Origin of the sequence: Umezawaea endophytica (genome assembly GCF_025061645.1) — a bacterium.
In the GTDB taxonomy this organism is placed as follows: Bacteria; Actinomycetota; Actinomycetes; order Mycobacteriales; family Pseudonocardiaceae; genus Umezawaea; species Umezawaea endophytica.
In genome coordinates this window covers 141747-159579 of sequence record NZ_JANYMP010000018.1, presented here as the reverse complement: position 1 = coordinate 159579, position 17833 = coordinate 141747, and the positions used below count along the sequence as shown (strand labels likewise).

Annotated in this window: 16 protein-coding genes; 7 read left to right on the top strand and 9 right to left on the bottom strand. The window is 69.5% G+C overall.

Annotation, left to right across the window (positions count from 1 at the left end; translation table 11 throughout):
- Window positions 1–5: 5 nt before the first annotated feature.
- Genes NZH93_RS32035 through pgl form a run of 4 tightly spaced genes read left to right on the top strand, consistent with a single transcriptional unit; the run spans window position 6 to window position 5024 of the window.
- Entirely contained in the window at window positions 6–1619 is a 1614-nt protein-coding gene (locus NZH93_RS32035; protein ID WP_259626996.1) for a phosphoglucose isomerase-related protein, read from the top strand.
- On the top strand, window positions 1616–3166 hold the full coding sequence (gene zwf, locus NZH93_RS32030; RefSeq protein WP_259626995.1) for a glucose-6-phosphate dehydrogenase: 1551 nt from the start codon (window positions 1616–1618) through the stop codon (window positions 3164–3166). The genes NZH93_RS32035 and zwf overlap by 4 nt, the downstream gene beginning before the upstream one ends.
- The gene (gene opcA, locus NZH93_RS32025) at window positions 3163–4260 is read left to right on the top strand and encodes a glucose-6-phosphate dehydrogenase assembly protein OpcA (protein ID WP_259626994.1); all 1098 of its coding nucleotides are present in this window, start codon (window positions 3163–3165) and stop codon (window positions 4258–4260) included. Before zwf ends, opcA begins: the two co-directional genes overlap by 4 nt.
- A complete protein-coding gene (pgl, locus tag NZH93_RS32020) occupies window positions 4257–5024 on the top strand; it encodes a 6-phosphogluconolactonase (protein ID WP_259626993.1) in 768 nt (255 codons plus the stop codon). The genes opcA and pgl overlap by 4 nt, the downstream gene beginning before the upstream one ends.
- Before the next feature lie 327 nt (window positions 5025–5351).
- Here pgl and NZH93_RS32015 read toward each other — a convergent pair whose 3' ends face one another.
- Window positions 5352–6917: an alkaline phosphatase D family protein gene (locus tag NZH93_RS32015; protein ID WP_259626992.1), complete on the bottom strand. Its 1566-nt coding sequence runs from the start codon at window positions 6915–6917 to the stop codon at window positions 5352–5354.
- Window positions 6918–6967: 50 nt separating this feature from the next.
- A complete protein-coding gene (locus NZH93_RS32010; RefSeq protein ID WP_259626991.1) occupies window positions 6968–7819 on the bottom strand; it encodes an LLM class F420-dependent oxidoreductase in 852 nt (283 codons plus the stop codon).
- Window positions 7820–7879: 60 nt separating this feature from the next.
- On the opposite strand from NZH93_RS32010, the gene NZH93_RS32005 reads away from it, so the two are divergent.
- Both NZH93_RS32005 and NZH93_RS32000 read left to right on the top strand, forming a co-directional pair.
- The gene (locus NZH93_RS32005) at window positions 7880–8752 is read left to right on the top strand and encodes a LysR family transcriptional regulator (RefSeq protein ID WP_259626990.1); all 873 of its coding nucleotides are present in this window, start codon (window positions 7880–7882) and stop codon (window positions 8750–8752) included.
- Window positions 8753–8910: 158 nt separating this feature from the next.
- Window positions 8911–10131, top strand: coding sequence for a sensor histidine kinase (locus NZH93_RS32000; protein ID WP_259626989.1), 1221 nt, complete (start codon window positions 8911–8913; stop codon window positions 10129–10131).
- Between the two features lie 91 nt (window positions 10132–10222).
- On the opposite strand, the gene NZH93_RS31995 is transcribed toward NZH93_RS32000, so the two are convergent.
- On the bottom strand, window positions 10223–11872 hold the full coding sequence (locus NZH93_RS31995) for a serine/threonine-protein kinase (protein ID WP_259626988.1): 1650 nt from the start codon (window positions 11870–11872) through the stop codon (window positions 10223–10225).
- Window positions 11869–12633 (bottom strand): hypothetical protein, encoded by a 765-nt coding sequence (locus NZH93_RS31990; protein ID WP_259626987.1) that lies wholly within the window; start codon window positions 12631–12633, stop codon window positions 11869–11871. Before NZH93_RS31990 ends, NZH93_RS31995 begins: the two co-directional genes overlap by 4 nt.
- Window positions 12634–12861: 228 nt before the next feature.
- Between NZH93_RS31990 and NZH93_RS31985 the strand changes: the two genes are divergently transcribed.
- Window positions 12862–13743 carry a hypothetical protein gene (locus NZH93_RS31985; protein ID WP_259626986.1) on the top strand — a complete coding sequence of 294 codons (882 nt, stop codon included), beginning with the start codon at window positions 12862–12864 and terminating at the stop codon, window positions 13741–13743.
- A gap of 132 nt (window positions 13744–13875) precedes the next feature.
- Here NZH93_RS31985 and NZH93_RS31980 read toward each other — a convergent pair whose 3' ends face one another.
- From NZH93_RS31980 to gap, 5 genes are all read right to left on the bottom strand, one after another.
- Window positions 13876–14220: an RNA polymerase-binding protein RbpA gene (locus NZH93_RS31980; protein ID WP_106196854.1), complete on the bottom strand. Its 345-nt coding sequence runs from the start codon at window positions 14218–14220 to the stop codon at window positions 13876–13878.
- A gap of 50 nt (window positions 14221–14270) precedes the next feature.
- The gene (secG, locus tag NZH93_RS31975; RefSeq protein ID WP_259626985.1) at window positions 14271–14504 is read right to left on the bottom strand and encodes a preprotein translocase subunit SecG; all 234 of its coding nucleotides are present in this window, start codon (window positions 14502–14504) and stop codon (window positions 14271–14273) included.
- Window positions 14505–14595: 91 nt separating this feature from the next.
- A complete protein-coding gene (gene tpiA / locus NZH93_RS31970) occupies window positions 14596–15384 on the bottom strand; it encodes a triose-phosphate isomerase (RefSeq protein WP_259626984.1) in 789 nt (262 codons plus the stop codon).
- On the bottom strand, window positions 15384–16547 hold the full coding sequence (locus NZH93_RS31965) for a phosphoglycerate kinase (RefSeq protein WP_259626983.1): 1164 nt from the start codon (window positions 16545–16547) through the stop codon (window positions 15384–15386). The genes tpiA and NZH93_RS31965 overlap by 1 nt, the downstream gene beginning before the upstream one ends.
- Before the next feature lie 7 nt (window positions 16548–16554).
- The gene (gap, locus tag NZH93_RS31960) at window positions 16555–17559 is read right to left on the bottom strand and encodes a type I glyceraldehyde-3-phosphate dehydrogenase (RefSeq protein WP_259626982.1); all 1005 of its coding nucleotides are present in this window, start codon (window positions 17557–17559) and stop codon (window positions 16555–16557) included.
- Between the last annotated feature and the right edge of the window lie 274 nt (window positions 17560–17833).

Below are 17833 nucleotides of genomic sequence, written 5' to 3'. Positions count from 1 at the left end.
TCCACATGACCGACGTGATCTCCGTGGAGATCGTCCGCACGCCGAACCAGGACCAGGTCGACACGATCGTCGGCGACCTGGTCGCCGACGGCGTGGCGAGCAAGCTCACCGCGAAGGACGCCACGCTGTGGGGTCCGGAGGCCGAGTCCGAGTCGGCCATCAGGCTGTCGTGGACGACGCTGCACGAGACGTCCCGCCCCCTGGTGGACGAGATCGTCGCGCTGCGCGGCGAGCTGCACGCCGAGGGTGTCGACCGGGTCGTGCTCGCGGGCATGGGCGGCTCCTCGCTGGCCCCCGAGGTGATCACCGGCACGGCGGGCGTCCCGCTCGTCGTGCTGGACACCACGGACCCGGCGCAGGTGGCCGACGCGCTCGCGGGCGACCTCCAGCGCACCGTGATCGTGGTGTCGTCGAAGTCCGGCGGCACCGTCGAGACGGACAGCCACCGGCGGATCTTCGCCAAGGCGTTCGCCGACGCGGGCATCGACGCCGCGTCGCGCATCGTCGTGGTGACCGACCCCGGTTCGCCGTTCGAGTCGCTGTCGAAGGAACTGGGCTACCGCAAGGTGTTCCTGGCCGACCCGAACGTCGGCGGACGCTACTCGGCGCTCACCGCGTTCGGCCTCGTGCCGTCCGGTCTCGCGGGCGCCGACATCGGCGGCCTGCTCGACCAGGCGGCGGACGCGGCGAAGCTGCTGGCCACCGACTCGCCGGAAAACCCGGCGATCGTGCTGGCGGGCGTCTTCGGCGCCGCGCACGCGCACGGCGCCGAGAAGGTCGTCTTCGCCGACAGCGGTTCCGGCATCAAGGGCTTCGCCGACTGGGCCGAGCAGCTCATCGCCGAGTCCACCGGCAAGAACGGCACCGGCCTGCTGCCGGTCGCGGTCGAGGGTCCGGGCGCGCCCGGTTTCGTCGACGCGCGCTCCGACACCACGACCGTCGCGATCGGCCCGGCCACCGGGTCGTCGTCGGTGGCCGTGGAGGGCTCGCTCGGCGCCCAGTTCCTGCTGTGGGAGTACGCGACCGCGATCGTCGGCCGGGTGCTCGGCATCAACCCGTTCGACCAGCCGGACGTGGAGGCCGCCAAGAAGGCCGCCCGCTCCCTGCTGGACGCCCCGGCCTCGACGCCGGTCACGCCCGCGTTCGTGGACGGCCCGGTCGAGGTCTACCCGAGCGAGGGCTGGCTGCCGACGGACGTGAAGACGGTGGCGGACGCGATCACCGCGCTCGTCGCCGCCGCGCCGGACCACGGCTACGTGTCGGTGCAGGCGTACCTCGACCGGCTCGACGACGCGTCGTTCGCGTTGCTGCGCCCCGAGATCGCGCGCAGGTCGCACCTCCAGACCACGTTCGGCTGGGGTCCGCGGTTCCTGCACTCGACCGGCCAGTACCACAAGGGCGGGCACCAGAACGGCGTCTTCCTCCAGATCACCGGTGCGTCCGAAGTGGACCTGGAGGTCCCGGACCGGCCGTACTCGCTCAGCGTCCTGCAACTCGCCCAGGCCCTGGGTGACGGTCAGGTGCTGGCGAGCCGCCGTCCGGTGCTGCGCCTGCACCTCACCGACCGCGTCGCCGGGTTGGCGCAGTTGGTCGAAGCGATCCAGGAGGACGGTTCGTGACGACGTCGACCAAGTGGCGCAACCCACTGCGCGACCCCCGCGACAAGCGCCTCCCGCGCATCGCGGGGCCGTGCGGCCTGGTGATCTTCGGTGTGACGGGTGACCTGTCGCGCAAGAAGCTCATGCCCGCGATCTACGACCTGGCCAACCGCGGCCTGCTGCCGCCGGGCTTCGCGCTCATCGGCTTCGCCCGCCGCGACTGGGCCGACCAGGACTTCATGCAGGTCGTGCACGAGGCCGTGAAGGAGCACGCGCGCACCCCGTTCCGGGAGGCCGTGTGGGAGCAGTTGGCCGAGGGCATCCGGTTCGTGCAGGGCAGCTTCGACGACGACGCGGCGTTCGACAACCTGGCCGCGACGGTCGCCGAGCTGGACCGCGAGCGGGGCACGGGCGGCAACCACGCGTTCTACCTCTCGGTGCCGCCGAGCGCGTTCCCGCTGGTGATCAACCAGCTCAAGCGGTCCGGTCTGGCGAAGCCGCCCGGTGACAACCCGTCGCAGTGGCGGCGCGTCGTCATCGAGAAGCCGTTCGGCCACGACCTGACGAGCGCGAAGCAGCTCAACAAGACCGTGAACGACGTCTTCCCCGAGGAGTCGGTGTTCCGCATCGACCACTACCTCGGCAAGGAGACGGTGCAGAACATCCTGGCGCTGCGCTTCGCGAACCAGCTCTACGAACCCATCTGGAACGCGAACTACGTCGACCACGTGCAGATCACCATGGCCGAGGACATCGGTCTCGGCGGTCGCGCGGGGTACTACGACGGCATCGGCGCGACCCGCGACGTGATCCAGAACCACCTGCTCCAGTTGCTGGCGCTGACCGCGATGGAGGAGCCCGTCTCCTTCGCCCCGGCGGACCTGCGGGCGGAGAAGGTCAAGGTCCTGTCGGCCACCAAGCCGGTGCAGCCGTACGGCGAGACGTCCGCGCGCGGCCAGTACACCGGCGGCTGGCAGGGCGGGCAGAAGGTGCCCGGTCTGCTGGAGGAGGGCGGTTTCTCTCCCGAGTCGAAGACGGAGACGTTCGGCGCCATCACCGTCGGCGTCAACACGCGGCGCTGGGCGGGTGTCCCGTTCTACCTGCGCACCGGCAAGCGCCTGGGCCGTCGCGTGACGGAGGTGGCCGTGGTGTTCAAGCGCGCGCCGCACCTGCCGTTCGACGACACCGCGACCGAGGAGCTGGGCCAGAACGCGCTCGTCGTGCGGGTGCAGCCGGACGAGGGCGTCACCATCCGGTTCGGCTCGAAGGTGCCGGGCAACACGATGGAGGTCCGCGACGTCACGATGGACTTCGGCTACGGCCACGCGTTCACCGAGTCCTCGCCCGAGGCGTACGAGCGGCTGCTGCTCGACGTGCTCCTCGGCGAGCCGTCGCTGTTCCCGAAGAACGACGAGGTCGAACTCTCCTGGGAGATCCTCGACCCGATCCTGGAGCACTGGGCGAAGAAGGACGAGCCCGCTCTGGAGCCGTACAAGGCGGGCACCTGGGGCCCGCCGACCGCCGACGCGATGGTCGCCCGCACGGGGCGCAACTGGAGGCGACCGTGATCATCGACCTGCCGTCGACGACCACCTCACGCATCAACAGCAAGCTCGTCCGGCTGCGCGACGAGGGTGGCGCCGTCACCCTCGGGCGCGTGCTGACGCTGGTCATCGTCACCGACGACGGCGAGAAGACCGAGGAGGCCGTGGAAGCGGCCAACGACGCCAGCCGCGAGCACCCGTGCCGGGTGATCGTGGTGGCGCGCGGCGCCCGCAAGGCGTCCCCGCGCCTGGACGCGCAGATCCGCGTGGGCGGTGACGCGGGCGCCAGCGAGGTCATCGTGCTGCGCCTGTACGGCGAGCTGGCGGACGAGGGCGCGAGCTGCGTGGTCCCGCTGCTGCTCCCGGACACCCCCGTCGTGGCGTGGTGGCCCTTCGAGGCACCAGCGGTGCCCGCGAAGGACCCGATCGGCGTGCTCGCCCAGCGACGGATCACCGACGCCGCCGCCGAGAAGAACCCGATCAAGGCCTTGGAACAGCGCCGCACCGCCTACACACCGGGCGACACGGACCTCGCGTGGACCCGGCTCACGCTGTGGCGGGCCATGCTCGCCTCCGCACTGGACCTGCCGCCGTTCGAGCGGGTCCTGGACGCCGAGGTCAGCGGCGAGGCGGACTCCCCGTCCACCGAACTGCTGGCGGCGTGGCTGGCCTCCGGCTTGAAGATCCCCGTCAAGCGCACGAAGGCGGTACGCGGCGAGGGCATCTGCCTGGTGTCGCTCGACCGCAAGTCCGGCGGCGTGGAACTGTCCCGCCCGGACGGCCGCGTGGGCACGCTAGTACAGCCCGGCCAACCGGAACGCCGGGTAGCACTGCAACGACGTTCCATCCGCGACTGCCTCGCGGAAGAACTGCGCCGCCTAGACCCCGACGAGGTCTACGAGCTGGCCTTGAAGTCACTGAGCAAGGTCGTCCGCGGCCGCGCCACGACCACCAAGCCGGCACCCCGCAAGCCAGCACCCAAGCCCGCAGCAACGAAGGTCCCCGCCTCCGCCAAAGCAGCGGCAAAGGCAGAAGCAGAGGCCAAGGCCGAGCCCTCAGCGAACGGCACGGCAGCAAAACCGTCGAAGAAGCCAGCCAAGGCAAAGGCGGGTTCGTGACCAACCCCCAGGTAGTGGTGCACCGTGACGGCGACCTCTTGGCCGCCGCCACGGCCGCCCGCCTGCTAACCCGATTGGTCGACGCACAAGCAGCGCGGGGAACCGCGTCGCTAGTACTCACCGGCGGCCGCACCGGAACAGCGGTACTGGAGCACCTACGAGCGCTGCCTGGCCTGGACGCGGTCGACTGGAGCAACGTGGACCTGTACTGGGGTGACGAGCGCTTCCTACCGGCAGGCCACCCCGACCGCAACGAAACCCAAGCTCGCACAGCACTGCTAGACCACATCCCGGTAAACCCGGCACGCGTACACGCAATGGAACCATCGGACGGCCGCTTCGGCGACAACCCGGACGCAGCAGCCGAGGCCTACGCAAACGTGCTGACCGCAACTGGCAACGGCTCAACACCGGAGTTCGACGTACTACTACTGGGCGTAGGAGAAGAAGGCCATGTGGCCTCAATCTTCCCCGACTCCCCCGCCGTACACGAAAAGCAGCACCCGGTGGTAGCAGTACGCAACTGCCCCAAACCACCACCCACCCGCATCTCACTAACACTCCCGACCATCCGCCGGGCCCACGAGGTGTGGCTCATGACCACCGGCGAGGCAAAAGCCGAAGCCGTGGCCACAGCCCTGACCGACACCAACGAGGTCCAGTTGCCAGCAGCAGGCGCAACCGGCCAATACAAAACCCTCTGGCTACTGGACACCACAGCCGCAGCCAAGGTACCCAACACCTTCACCCCACCACCGACGTAACTCAAAGGTTCGGTGCCCACCACCCCAGGCACCGAACCCGCCCCACAACGCACCAGCCACAACGGCACCGCACCGGCCTAACCAACAGCCCCACAACGGCAAACGCGCACAAATCCGGCCCACAACGCCCCCGGACCGAACGCACGCAACCAACCCGACACACACCTCCCCCGCCACCCCGATCCGAAGCGCCTTCGTGCCCACGTCGGTTTGTCAAGGCATCTTTCCCGCCTTGACAAACCGACGTGGGCATCGAAACAATCGCGCGAGCGGGGTGTCGGGGGAGCCCACCTCAAACGGACCCGCAGGCCCACCCCCAGCCAGACCTCACACCCGGTGGATCACCGAACTACCAGCCTCCACCACAAAAGACGCCGCAGTCGCAACAGGCGCCTCCCGCACATCAATCGTATCCACCACCCGAACATCCGTACGCCACCGATCACGGTCAACCTCACACCGCAAATACCCGTGCTTCAACCCATCGAAATACCGCACATGCGGATTCAACGTAGGATTAGCCGCCTTGATCGGCCCATCAAACGCCACCGGAAAACTAGAACTAATAGAAGTACCAACAAACTCAGCAGCCACCGGCGCCGCAGCCACATCATCAAAATCAGTCTTCAACTCATTAACCCAAGTAGAGTGAATATCCCCGGCAAGAAACACCGGATTAACCACCCCAGCCTCCGCAACGAACCGAAGCAACCGCTCCCGCTGCGGCTGATACCCATCCCACTGATCAAGATTCACCACCGTAGGCGGAACATGCGGCGGAATCGGATTCGGCAACCGAGTACGCGCCATCATCACCTGCTGAGCAACCACATTCCACCGCGCAGGCGACTCCACCAACCCGGCAGTCAACCAAGCCTCCTGCTCAGCACCGGTCAAAGTCCCCGAGACGTTACCCACCCCAGGCCCCTCCAACCCGATGTCACTCGGAAAACCACCAGGCTGATCAGTCCGATACTGACGCGTATCCAGCACGTTCACCCGAACCAACGACCCGAAGTCGAACCGCCGATAGATCCGCAACCCACTGGACCCAGGCACCAACGTAGCCCGAATCGGCATGTGCTCGTAGTACGCCTGATACCCGGCCGCCCGCTGAACGGCGAACTCCTCCGGAGTCTGGTGCGCCGCACCGGTGTCATCCGCCTCGTCCACCAGGTTCGCGTAGTTGCTCTCCACCTCGTGATCGTCCCAAGTGGACACGAACGGATGGGCGGCGTGCGCGGCCCGCAGCGCGGGATCGCTCTTGTACTGCGCGTGCCGAGCCCGGTAGTCGGCCAGGGTGCGCAACTGACCGAGCCCAGGAGTTTCCGGCATTGTGTGCACGCGATCCGCGAACACACTCCCAGGCTCGTTCTCGTAGATGTAGTCGCCCAGGTGCAGCACCACGTCCAAGTCCTCATCGGACAGTCCGAGGTAGGCGGGCCAGTACCCGTTCTGGAAGTCCTGGCAGCTCACCACTCCCAGCCGCAAACGCTCATCGCACCCGGCGGTCTTGGTCCGCCCCACCGGGCTCAGGTCAGCGCCCGCGCGGAACCGGTAGAAGTACACCCGGCCGGGGCGCAGTCCGCGCACGTCCACGTGCACCGAGTGGGCCAGTTCCGGTCGGGCGAGCGCGACACCCGAGCGCACCACCCGGCGGAACAGCTCGTCCTCCGCGACCTGCCACCCCACCGGAATCGCCCGGTCCGCCTCCACGATCAGCCGGGTCCACAGCACGACCCCGTCGGGCAACGGGTCGCCACTGGCCACACCGAGCGTGAACACCGGCGCCTCAGCGGAAGCGGAGGCGGCGGGCGCCCCCACCAGAGCGGTGCCGACGGCCGCCGCCACCCCCACCAACGCCTGCCGCCTGTTCAGCACGAATTCCGACATCAAGTCCCCCCTTGATCATCCGGCTTTCGACCATAGCCGAAGACCAGCGATCAGGGACGAACCCGGTGCAGCACCTCGACTTGGCGCTCCAGCAGGGCGCTGATGTCGTCCAGGTCCTCCAGCGGCAGCGGGTAGATCAGCAGCCGGTCCACCCCCAGATCGCGGTACCGCTTCGCGTCGTCCTCGGTCACCTCCACCGGGTCCACGGGCATGAAGGTGATCTCCAACGGTCCCAGCGCGGCGGGGCGTTCGACCTCGGTCGCCGCCTTGGCCAAACCCTCCAGGTGGACCGAGAGGTCCGCCGGGCTGCTGCCGTTGCCGATCCAGCCGTGGCCCCGCGCCACGGCCCGCCGGAAGGCGGCCGGGCTGTGCCCGCCGATGAGGATCCGCGGACCGCCCACCGGACGGGGGAACGCGTCGACGTCGGCGAAGTCGACGTACTTCCCGTGGTACTCCGGCTTCTCCGCGTGCCACAGCGCGGTCATGGCATCGATGTACTCGTCCGTGCGCCTGCCGCGGTCCGCCATCGGGACGCCGACCGCGGTCATCTCCGGCTCCAGGTACCCGGACGCGACCCCCAGGTGCAACCGCCCGCCGCTCAGCACGTCCAGGCTCGCCGCCTGCTTCGCCAGCACCAGCGGATTGCGCTGGGGCAGGATCACGATCCCCGTCCCCAACTCCAACCGTTCCGCCACCGCGGCCACGAAGGCCAGGTGCACCAACGGGTCCAGGATCGGGTCCGTGGGCGCCATCGGCGGCGACTCGTGGTTGGTGGGCAGCACGACGTGCTCGCCGACCCACCAGGAGGTGTAGCCGAGCCGCTCGACGTGCCGGGCCAGCCGGGTCGTGGCGTGCGGGCCGGTGGCCGCCTTGGCGCTGAGGCCGAAAACACCGAAGTCCATGCGGTGATACTCGGTCGCGGACCGGCTGACGTCCAAGATCCGTTGTTATAGCGTGCGGTTATGGATGTGCGGGTCCTCGATCTGCGGTACTTCGTGGCGGTCGCCGAGGAGTTGAGCTTCACTCGGGCGGCGGGCGAGCGCCTCTTCGTGTCGCAGCCCGCGCTGAGCAAGCAGATCCGGAGCCTGGAGAAGTCGCTGCGGGTGCGGCTGTTCGACCCCGACCGGCGGTCCGTCCGGCTGACCGCGGCGGGCGCGGCGCTGCTGCCGAGGGCGCGGTCGATCATCGAGCAGTGGGACGAGGCGCGCCGGGAGGTCGGAGCTGCGGAGTCGACGCTGACCGTCGGGTTCCAGACCAGGATCGGCCGGGGGCTGATCCCGTCGGTGACCTCGCGGATGGGCGAGCTGCTGCCGGAGTGGCGGCTGCGGTTCCGGCAGGTGTCGTGGAGCGACCCGACGGCGGGCGTCGGCGGCGGCGAGGTCGACGTGGCCATCGCCTGGCTCCCCCTGCCCGACCGCGGCGACCTGACGTGGCGGGTGGTCAGCACCGAGGACCGGTGGGTGGCGCTGCCGTCCGCGCACCGGCTGACCGCCGCCGAGGTGGTCCCGTTCGAGGAGTTGCTGGACGAGCCGTTCGTCGCGCTCCCGACGTCCTCCGGCGAGCTGCGGGCGTTCTGGCTGGCGGAGGCGCAGCGGCCGCGGCCCGCCCGCGTGGCGACCGAGGCCGCGACGTCGGACGAGACCTTCGAGGCCGTCGCCTCCGGGCTCGGCGTGGTCCTCCTCGCGTCCGGCAACGTCGCGGAGCGCGAGGACGTGGTCTACCGGCCCGTGGTGGGGTTGCCGCCGTCGGAGCTGGCCGTGGTGTGGCGTGCCGCCGATCGGCGGGTGGCCGTGCGGGTGTTCGTCGAGTCCTGCGTGCGCTGTTTGTGCGCTTGACGTGTGCGTCCGCACATTTGTGTCACCTTCTGGCCGGTCGAACGTCCCATTCCTGTGGTCGACTCGTCTCCATCAGTAACGGGGCACGTCAGGTGCGCCGGGGCGAAGGGGCGACCATGCCAACCGTGACACCGGCGCAGTACGGTGAGGATCGGCAAGTGGGTGACTCTGGAGGTCGGGTCCTGGTCGGCAACGCGGTGCGGAGACGGCCGGGAGCCGACGTGCCCGCGATACCCGCGGCGCCCGTCGAGCAGCCGGTTCGCGGGCGGTGGGCGTGGCTCACCAGGCGCAGGCAGTTCCTGCTGGACGTCGCCGCGGTGCTGGTCGGCGCGGCGGACGTGTGGCTCGGCTATAGCTGGAACCGCGACGCGGAGCTGTACTCGCTCGTGCTGTCGGGGGTCGCGGCGGCCGCGCTCGTGCTGCGCCGCCGGTTCCCGTTCCTCACGCTCCTGCTCACCGTGCCGGGGTTCTTCGTCGGCTGGTCCGAACTCGCCGCGATGATCGCGCTCGGCACGGTCGCCCGGCGCAAGGCGCTGGGCTGGCAGACGCTGGTCGGCGCGGCGCTGGTGTGGGCGGCCCGGTTCTTCTGGTGGCCGCCGGACAAGTTCCTCGCCGCCGAGTGGCAGCAGCACGTCCACAACGCCATCTACGGCTTCCTCGTCGCGGGCCTGCCGCTCGCCATCGCGCTGCTGGCGCACGCGCGGGAGGAGCTGTCGAGCCGCATCGCGGAACTGGCCGTCAGCCGCGAGCGCGAACGCTTGCTGCACGCACACGCCATCCGCGCCGACGAGCGCGCGCGGCTGGCCAGGGAGATGCACGACGTCGTGTCGCACCAGGTCAGCCTCATCGCGATGCAGGCGGGCGCGTTGCGGGTGGCCGCGGTCGACCCGAACGCGAAGCAGGTCGCGGGCACGATCCGGATGCTCAGCACCAGGACGTTGGACGAGCTGCGGCAACTGGTCAGCGTGCTCCGCACGACCAGCGGCGACGACTCGCCCCAGCCCGGCGTTGAGGAGCTGCCGCAGTTGATCGCGGGCTCCGGCATGCCCGTGACGCTGACGGTGATCGGCTCGGCCGAGGTGCCCGCGTCCATCTCGGGCGCCGCGTACCGGACGGTGCAGGAGGCCCTGACCAACATCCGCAAGCACGCCAACGGCTCCATGGTGACCGTGCGCGTCGACCTGGACGACGACGAGCTGCGCGTCGAGGTCCTCAACGGCCCACCGCCCGTGCCGCGGTCGTCACCCGCCCTGCCCAGCGGCGGCCACGGCCTGATGGGGCTGCGCGAACGCGCGGACCTGCTCAGCGGCACCTTCGAGGCGGGAGCCACGAACGACGGCGGCTTCACCGTGAAGATGACCCTGCCGACCCTGCGGTAGGGGCACCCACGTCCGCGACCAGGCCGCCGTCCTGGTTGTGAGTCGAGTGCTCGGCGGCCGGGAACCCCGGCCGCCGAGCCGGTTCGGCCCACTACGCCACCGCGGCCCTCCGGGTGGCGATGGCGACGCAGACGGCGGAGATCGCGCCGAGCAGGCCGCACACCAGCGTGGGCAGCAGTGCGGGTTCGTTGCGGAGCAGGACGGTGGGGAGCAGCCAGACCGCGACGCCGAGGCCGAAGCCGAGCGGGGCGGCGATGATGGTCGCGCCGGTGCCCGCCTGGCGGCGGCGCAGGGAGCGCAGGATCGACTCCAGGTACGCGAGGGTGAACAGCAGCACGACGGCGCTGCCGACACCCATGATGCTGAGCAGCGGGTTGGCCGGGGGCTTGAGCAGGTACTCCTGGGTGCCGTCCGCGCCCGTCACCTCGGCGGTGGCCGCGCCGCCGACGATCCAGCGCGTCACGCCCGGCAGGACCAGGCCCGTCACGGGGTCACCGGTGACGTTGGCGAGGGTGACGCCCGCGACCACCAGCTTGAGCTGGACGGGCTGTCCGGCGGGCAGTTCCAGCACCACCGGCCTGCTCAGGTCGCGGGTCAGGACGGGCAGGGCCCGGCCGGTCACGGTGAACGGCAGCGCCAGCATGACGATCGCGGTCAGCGCGCCCGCCAGGCCGAACCAGCGCGGGGTCTTGCGGGCGGGCGGGCCCCCGGCGAGCACGGTGCTGGCCGGGATGAGCGTCTGGTTCTCGATCCGGGTGATCGGCGGGGCGTCGACCACCGTCCCGCGCACCCGGTTCAGCGCCAGCGTCTCGCGCGGCTGCGTCGGGTGCAGCGACGGGCGGGTGCTGCCGGTCGCGACAGCGGGCGACAGGTGGACGCGGACCCCCAGCCGGGTGAGCCAGTCCGGGCCGAACACCTGGGCCGCGGCGCCCGCCAGGTCGATCGCGAACGTCTCCGCGTTGCGGTAGCGGGCGTTCGGTTCGCGCGCCAGGCTGCGCATCACGACCTCGGCCAGCGGAGCGGGCACGGACGGGCCGAGCGGCCGGGGCTCCTGGTAGACGTGCCGCTGGATCATGGCGAGCGCTCCACCGCCGCTCTCGTACGGCAGCGTGCCGGAGAGCAGTTCGTAGAGGACGGTGCCCGCGCCGTAGACGTCGGCGGCCGGCGTCAGCGGGTTGCCGAGCGCCTGTTCCGGCGCGATGTACGCGGGGGTGCCGAGCACCTGGCCCGCGTGCGTCATGAGGGTGGCGCCCTCGCTGACGACCTGGGAGATGCCGAAGTCGGCGACCTTCAGGACACCGGACGACGTGAACAGCAGGTTCTTCGGCTTCACGTCCAGGTGCAGCACCCCGGCGACGTGCGCGGCGTGCAGACCGGACAGCGTCGCGAGGCCGATGGCGCACGCCTGCCCGGCGGTCAGGCCCTCCTCGCTGAACTTCGACCACACCGTCCCGCCGTCGAGCTTCTCCATCACCAGGAGGTGCTCGCCGTTGTTCTGCACGTAGTCGTAGACCGGCACGATGTGCGGGTGGTCGAGCCGGGCGAGCAGCCGGGCCTCGTGCTCGAAGCGGTCGCTCATCTTCCGGTCCTCGGCCAGCAGACCGGGGAGCCGCTTGATCGCGACGGGACGGCCGAGCGGCCGGTGGACGGCCGCGTACACCACGCCCATCCCACCGTGGCCGATCTGCTCACCCAACTGGTACTGCGGCAGCGCGGCGACGACGCTCGGGGCGACGGTCACACCACACCACCGGGCGGGAGCGGTCGGGTGATGCGCTCGGTCAACGGTGCCTCGTCGTAGTTGATGGTGGTGAAGTCGTCGGTCCGGCGTTCCTCGTCCGGGGTGGACGGGCGGGGCGCGTCGCCGTCACCGGGGTGCGGCGTCAGGTAGCCGAGCAGCAGCGCGGCGGCGGCCGACCCGACGATGAACGGGATCTCGGCGGCGGGCGAGGGGGCCATCAGCTTCAGCACGGACAGCGAGATGACCGCGACCAGCCCGGTGCCGATGCCCGCGGGCAGGAAGCGCATCGCGCGCTGCCACCGGTTCACCGGCAGCCTGCGCCGCGCGAGCGCGAACAGGGCGCCCGCCCAGGAGAAGATCGTCAGCAGCAGCACGCCCAGCCCGAACACCGCGTAGACCGACCACATCGACCCCAGGAGGTCACCGGTCGTCTCCACGGACCCCAGCACGTCCCGGTTCTCGTCCAGCACCTCGATCTCCGTCGGCAGCAGGCCGGTCGCCTGCCCGCCGAGGTCCGCGAGGTCGAGTTGGAACGCGCGGGTGACGCTCTCCTTCGCGGGCACGTCGAACGGAACCGTTGTGTCGTAGGCGAAGAACGTCAGCGCCAGCGCGGTGCCGGACAGCCGGACGGTCTTCACTTTACGATCCGCGTCCGTTCCGTTGTGGACGGTCACCTCGACGCGGATCGACCTGGCCGGGTCGAGCACCAGTTCCTCCGCGCCACCGACCGGCTTGCGGTCGACGGTCGCGTTGACCGTCACCTCACCGGGCGCGGCGGAGGCCGCCGGAACCGTTCCCAGGAAAATCCCGCACAGCAGGAGTAAACCCGCACCGCCGGTCAAACGTCTCACGATGCACCTCGAGTTCAGCACGGCGTTCTGCGGGCGGATGCTACATTCCGGCGCCGCTGACAGCGACACATTCAGGAGATGGCCATGCGGGCGACCAGAACACTAGGTGTACTCGGCTTGGCCGTGCTCTCCGTTACCGTGCTCGCTGTCACACCCGCTGTGGCGCAACAGCCACCCGCGGTCACGGCGTCCCCCGGCTCGGGTGCTCCCGGCAGCGGCGTCACGGTGACGTGGACCGGATTCCAGTACCCCTGCAAGGACAACACCGTTTCGGTCCTCTGGGACAACCAGACCCCGATCGGCAGCGGCTCGTTCGGCAGGACGAGGTCGGGTTCGACGGGCGTGACCGTGCCCGCGGGCGCGTCGGCGGGCACTCACACGATCGTCGCGCAGAGCGCTTGCGACGGTCCCCGAACCATCTTCACGGTGATCATCCCGCCGCCGCCCGTCACGACGACCACCCCTCCTCCCCCGGTGGTCACCACGACGACCCCGCCGCCCCCGCCCGTCGTCACGACCACGACGACACGTCCCGTCGTGACGACCACGACCACCGCCACCACGACGACGGAGACCACGACCACCACGACGGACCCCGGTTCGTCCTCATCGGTGCCGACCAGCAGTACGAAGTCGACGGTGAACGCGCTCGACGCCGACGGCGCCCTGACGCTGGACAAGGACAACATCCAGCCCGGCGACCAGCTCAACGCGACCGGTACCGGGTGCGCGCCGGGGTCCGAGGTGCGGCTCAGCTCGCAGGACGAGAACGTCGGCAGGGCGAAGGCCGACAGCTCCGGGCGGTTCAGCTCGCCCGTCGAGTTCGGCACGATCGAACCCGGCCGCCACGTCATCCGGGCGCAGTGCGACATCCTGCTCGTCGGCAACGTCGACGTGTCGTTGACGAGCGGCACCAGCGGGACGTCGTCGACGCTCGTGGTGCTGGTGTTCTTCGTCCTGATCGGGGCGACGATGCTGCGCCGCCAGTTCAGCGCGCTGCGAGTGCCCACCAAGAACTAGTGGATCGGTTTCGCACCGAATTCGGTGCGGAACCGAATTCCGAACCGCCCGTGCGAATGCACGCGCATTCGGCCTAACACACGACGAAGGCCCGCACCTCGAAAGGTGCGGGCCTTCGCGTTGTCGTCCGAATTACGGCACTTCGCGCTGCTTGCGCAGCTTGGTGAGCGCTTCCTGGAGGATCGCTTCGCCGTCGGCGTCGGAACGCCGTTCCTTCACGTACGCCAGGTGCGTCTTGTACGGCTCGTTGCGCGGAGGAGCAGGCGGGGCCTGCTCATCCCGGCCGGCCGGGAGCCCGCAGCGCGGGCAGTCCCAGACCTCGGGGATGTCCGCCTCCATCGCGAACGACGGCCGTGACTCGTGCCCGTTCGCACACCAGTACGAGACCCGATTCCGGGGCGCGGACTCACCGCGCTCCGATTCACCCATCGGACCTGCGCCGACGCGGGTACCGCGAATCGCGTTACCACCAGCCATCGACCCTTACACCCCCACCACGTGGTTGTCCTGCGCCTGATAGACCGAGGTCAGCTGACCTTGATGAGCAGCCCGATCCCGACGATGGCGATGACCCACACCGCGCCGACGAACAGCGTCAGGCGGTCCAGGTTCTTCTCCACGACGCTGGAGCCGGACAGGCTCGACTGCATGCCGCCACCGAACAGCGAGGACAGACCGCCACCACGGCCGCGGTGAAGCAGCACCAGCAGGATCAGCAGCAGGCTGGAGACGATCAAAAGGATCTGAAGGAACAGGATCATTTCTTCCTCGCTGTCAGGCAGTTGACGCCACAGAGTACCGGTTCAACTGCCGAACGTGGACCCACCCTGTGGAAAAAGGGAATGTTGGGGATCAGGGTAGTGGGCCGCCCGCGGCGAGCGCGCACAGCTTGGTGAACTCGTCCGCCTGGAGGCTCGCGCCGCCGACGAGTGCGCCGTCGATGTCCTTCTGCGCGATGAGCTCGCCGATGTTGCCGGACTTCACCGAACCGCCGTAGAGCACCCGCACGACGGCCGCGACCTCCTCGCCGTACTTCTCGGCGAGCTGGACGCGGATCGCCGCGCAGACCTCCTGCGCGTCGGTGGAGCTGGCGACGCGGCCGGTGCCGATGGCCCACACGGGCTCGTAGGCGACGACGACCTTGGCGACCTGCTCACCGGTGAGGTCCTTGAGGCCCTCGACGAGCTGGGTGTTGCAGTGCGCCACGTGGTTGCCCGCCTCGCGGACGTCCAGTTGCTCGCCGACGCACAGGATCGGCGTGATCCCGTGCTTGAGCGCGGCCTTCACCTTGCGGTTGACCAGCTCGTCCGACTCGTTGTGGTACTCGCGGCGCTCGGAGTGGCCAACGGTGACGTAGGAGCAGCCGAGCTTGGCGAGCATCACGCCCGAGACCTCACCGGTGTAGGCACCGGAGTCGAACGCGGAGATGTCCTGCGCGCCGTACTTGAGGAGCAGCTTGTCGCCGTCCGTCAGCGTCTGCACGCTGCGGATGTCGGTGAACGGCGGCAGCACCGCCACCTCGACCTTGGCGTAGTACTTCTCCGGCAGCGAGAACGCGATCTTCTGCGTCAGGGAGATGGCCTCGAGGTGGTTGAGGTTCATCTTCCAGTTGCCCGCGATCAGCGGCAGACGGGAGGCCATCACTGCTCCAAAACGGAAACGCCGGGGAGTTCCTTGCCCTCAAGGAACTCCAGGGAGGCCCCACCACCGGTGGAGATGTGCGAGAAGCCGTCCTCGGGGAGGCCCAGCGCGCGCACGGCCGCGGCCGAGTCGCCGCCGCCGACCACGGTGAACGCGTCGCTCGCGACGAGCGCCTCGGCGACGGCACGCGTGCCACCGGCGAAGGCCTCGAACTCGAACACGCCCATCGGGCCGTTCCAGAACACGGTGGCCGCGTCGGCCAGCTTGGACGCGAACAGCTCGCGGGTCTTCGGACCGATGTCCAGGCCCTCGCGGTCGGCCGGGATCTCGGTCGCGGAGACGACCTCGAACTCGGCGTCGGGCGCGAACTTCGTCGCGGCCAGCACGTCGACCGGGAGCACCAGCTCCACGCCGCGCTCCTCCGCCTCGGCGAGGAAGCCGCGGACCTGGTCGAGCTGGTCGGCCTGGAGCAGCGAGTTGCCGACCTCGTGGCCCTGGGCCTTGAGGAAGGTGTACGCCATGCCGCCGCCGACGAGCAGGCGGTCGACCTTGGACAGCAGGTTCGCGATGACGCCGAGCTTGTCGGACACCTTCGCGCCGCCGAGCACCACGACGTACGGGCGCTTGAGGTCCTCGGTGAGCTTGTGCAGCACCTCGACCTCGGACAGCACGAGGCCACCCGCGTAGGCGGGCAGCTTCTTCGCCACGTCGTAGACCGACGCCTGCTTGCGGTGCACGACGCCGAAGCCGTCGGAGACGAACGCGTCGGCCTTCGCGGCCAGCTCGTCGGCGAGGGCTTCGCGCTCCGCGTCGACCTTGCTGGTCTCGCGGGCGTCGAAGCGGATGTTCTCCAGCAGCACCACGGTGCCCTCGGCACCGGCTTCGGTGCCGATCTCCACCGGCGCCCCGAGCAGCTCGCCCAGCCGCGCCACGACCGGCGCGAGGGAGAACTTCGGGTCCGGCTCGCCCTTCGGACGCCCGAGGTGAGCGGCCACGAGGACGCGGGCACCCGCCTCGGTCAACGCCTTCAGCGTCGGCACCGACGCGCGGACGCGGCCGTCGTCGGTGATCTTGTCGCCGTCGAGCGGGACGTTCAGGTCGGCGCGCACGAGGACGCGCCGACCCGACACACCCTCGGCGAGCAGGTCGCTAAGAGTCTTCACGTGGTCCTCAGAGCTTGGAGGCGACGAGGTTGACGAGGTCCACGAGGCGGTTGGAGTAGCCCCACTCGTTGTCGTACCAGCCGACGACCTTGACCTGGTCGCCGATGACCTTGGTCAGCGGCGCGTCGAAGATGCACGACGCCGGGTCCGTCACGATGTCCGAGGACACGATCGGGTCGGTGTTGTAGCGCAGGTAGCCCTTCAGCGCGCCTTCCGCGGCGGCCTTGTAGGCGGCGTTGACCTCTTCGACGGTGGTCTCGCGACCCAGCGTCACGGTCAGGTCGGTCGCGGAACCGGTGGGGATCGGCACGCGCAGCGCGTAGCCGTCCAGCTTGCCCTTGAGCTCCGGGAGCACCAGGCCGATGGCCTTCGCGGCACCGGTCGAGGTCGGCACGATGTTCAACGCGGCGGCGCGCGCGCGGCGCAGGTCGCTGTGCGGCGCGTCCTGGAGGTTCTGGTCCTGCGTGTACGCGTGGATCGTGGTCATCAGGCCACGCTCGATGGTGAAGGTGTCGTGCAGGACCTTCGCCAGCGGCGCGAGGCAGTTCGTCGTGCACGACGCGTTGGAGATGACGGTCTGCGAGCCGTCGTACTTGTCCTCGTTCGCACCGAGCACGATCGTGAGGTCTTCGTTCTTCGCCGGAGCGGAGATGATGACCTTCTTCGCGCCACCCTCGTCGACGTGCTTGCGCGCGACGGTGGCGTCGGTGAAGAAGCCGGTGGACTCGACGACCACGTCGACGCCCAGGTCCTTCCACGGCAGCTTGCCGGGGTCGCGCTCGGCCAGCGCCTTGATGGTCTTGCCGTCGACCGCGATGCCCTCGTCGTTCACCGCCACGTCGAAGGGGAGACGCCCGAGGATGCTGTCGTACTTGAGCAGGTGAGCCATGGTCTTGACGTCACCGAGGTCGTTGAACGCGACGATCTCGATGTCGTGCCCACTGGCCTGAACGGCGCGCCAGAAGTTGCGACCGATGCGGCCGAAACCATTGACACCTACGCGAACCGTCACGGTACGTCTCCTCGATACTCGACTGGCGGGTGTGCCAGGGCGTACGGATGGGCTTTCAGTCAGCCACGGCCAGCCTATCCCCATCGCTGCGGCCCTGGTCACGTGGACCTACAGGATCTCTTGATCGAACAAGAAAATCCAGGTTGCGCGGGTGTTAATCCCAGAGGCTGAGCATCTGGATGGAGGGTGGGGGTTCGGGTTCAGTGTCGGGGCGGGAGGGGGGAGGGGCAACCGCCAGGTAGGGGGAATCCGGATGGCAGAAGGTTGTTTCCGC

What these genes read in the sequence shown, in the direction of transcription:
- NZH93_RS32010 (WP_259626991.1), bottom strand. Translation starts at nt 7,819, where the DNA reads ATGGACTTCGGTGTTTTCGGCCTCAGCGCCAAGGCGGCCACCGGCCCG.
- NZH93_RS32035 (WP_259626996.1), top strand. Translation starts at nt 6, where the DNA reads ATGACCGACGTGATCTCCGTGGAGATCGTCCGCACGCCGAACCAGGAC.
- secG (WP_259626985.1), bottom strand. Translation starts at nt 14,504, where the DNA reads ATGATCCTGTTCCTTCAGATCCTTTTGATCGTCTCCAGCCTGCTGCTG.
- NZH93_RS32005 (WP_259626990.1), top strand. Translation starts at nt 7,880, where the DNA reads ATGGATGTGCGGGTCCTCGATCTGCGGTACTTCGTGGCGGTCGCCGAG.
- tpiA (WP_259626984.1), bottom strand. Translation starts at nt 15,384, where the DNA reads ATGGCCTCCCGTCTGCCGCTGATCGCGGGCAACTGGAAGATGAACCTC.
- NZH93_RS31980 (WP_106196854.1), bottom strand. Translation starts at nt 14,220, where the DNA reads ATGGCTGGTGGTAACGCGATTCGCGGTACCCGCGTCGGCGCAGGTCCG.
- NZH93_RS32015 (WP_259626992.1), bottom strand. Translation starts at nt 6,917, where the DNA reads ATGTCGGAATTCGTGCTGAACAGGCGGCAGGCGTTGGTGGGGGTGGCG.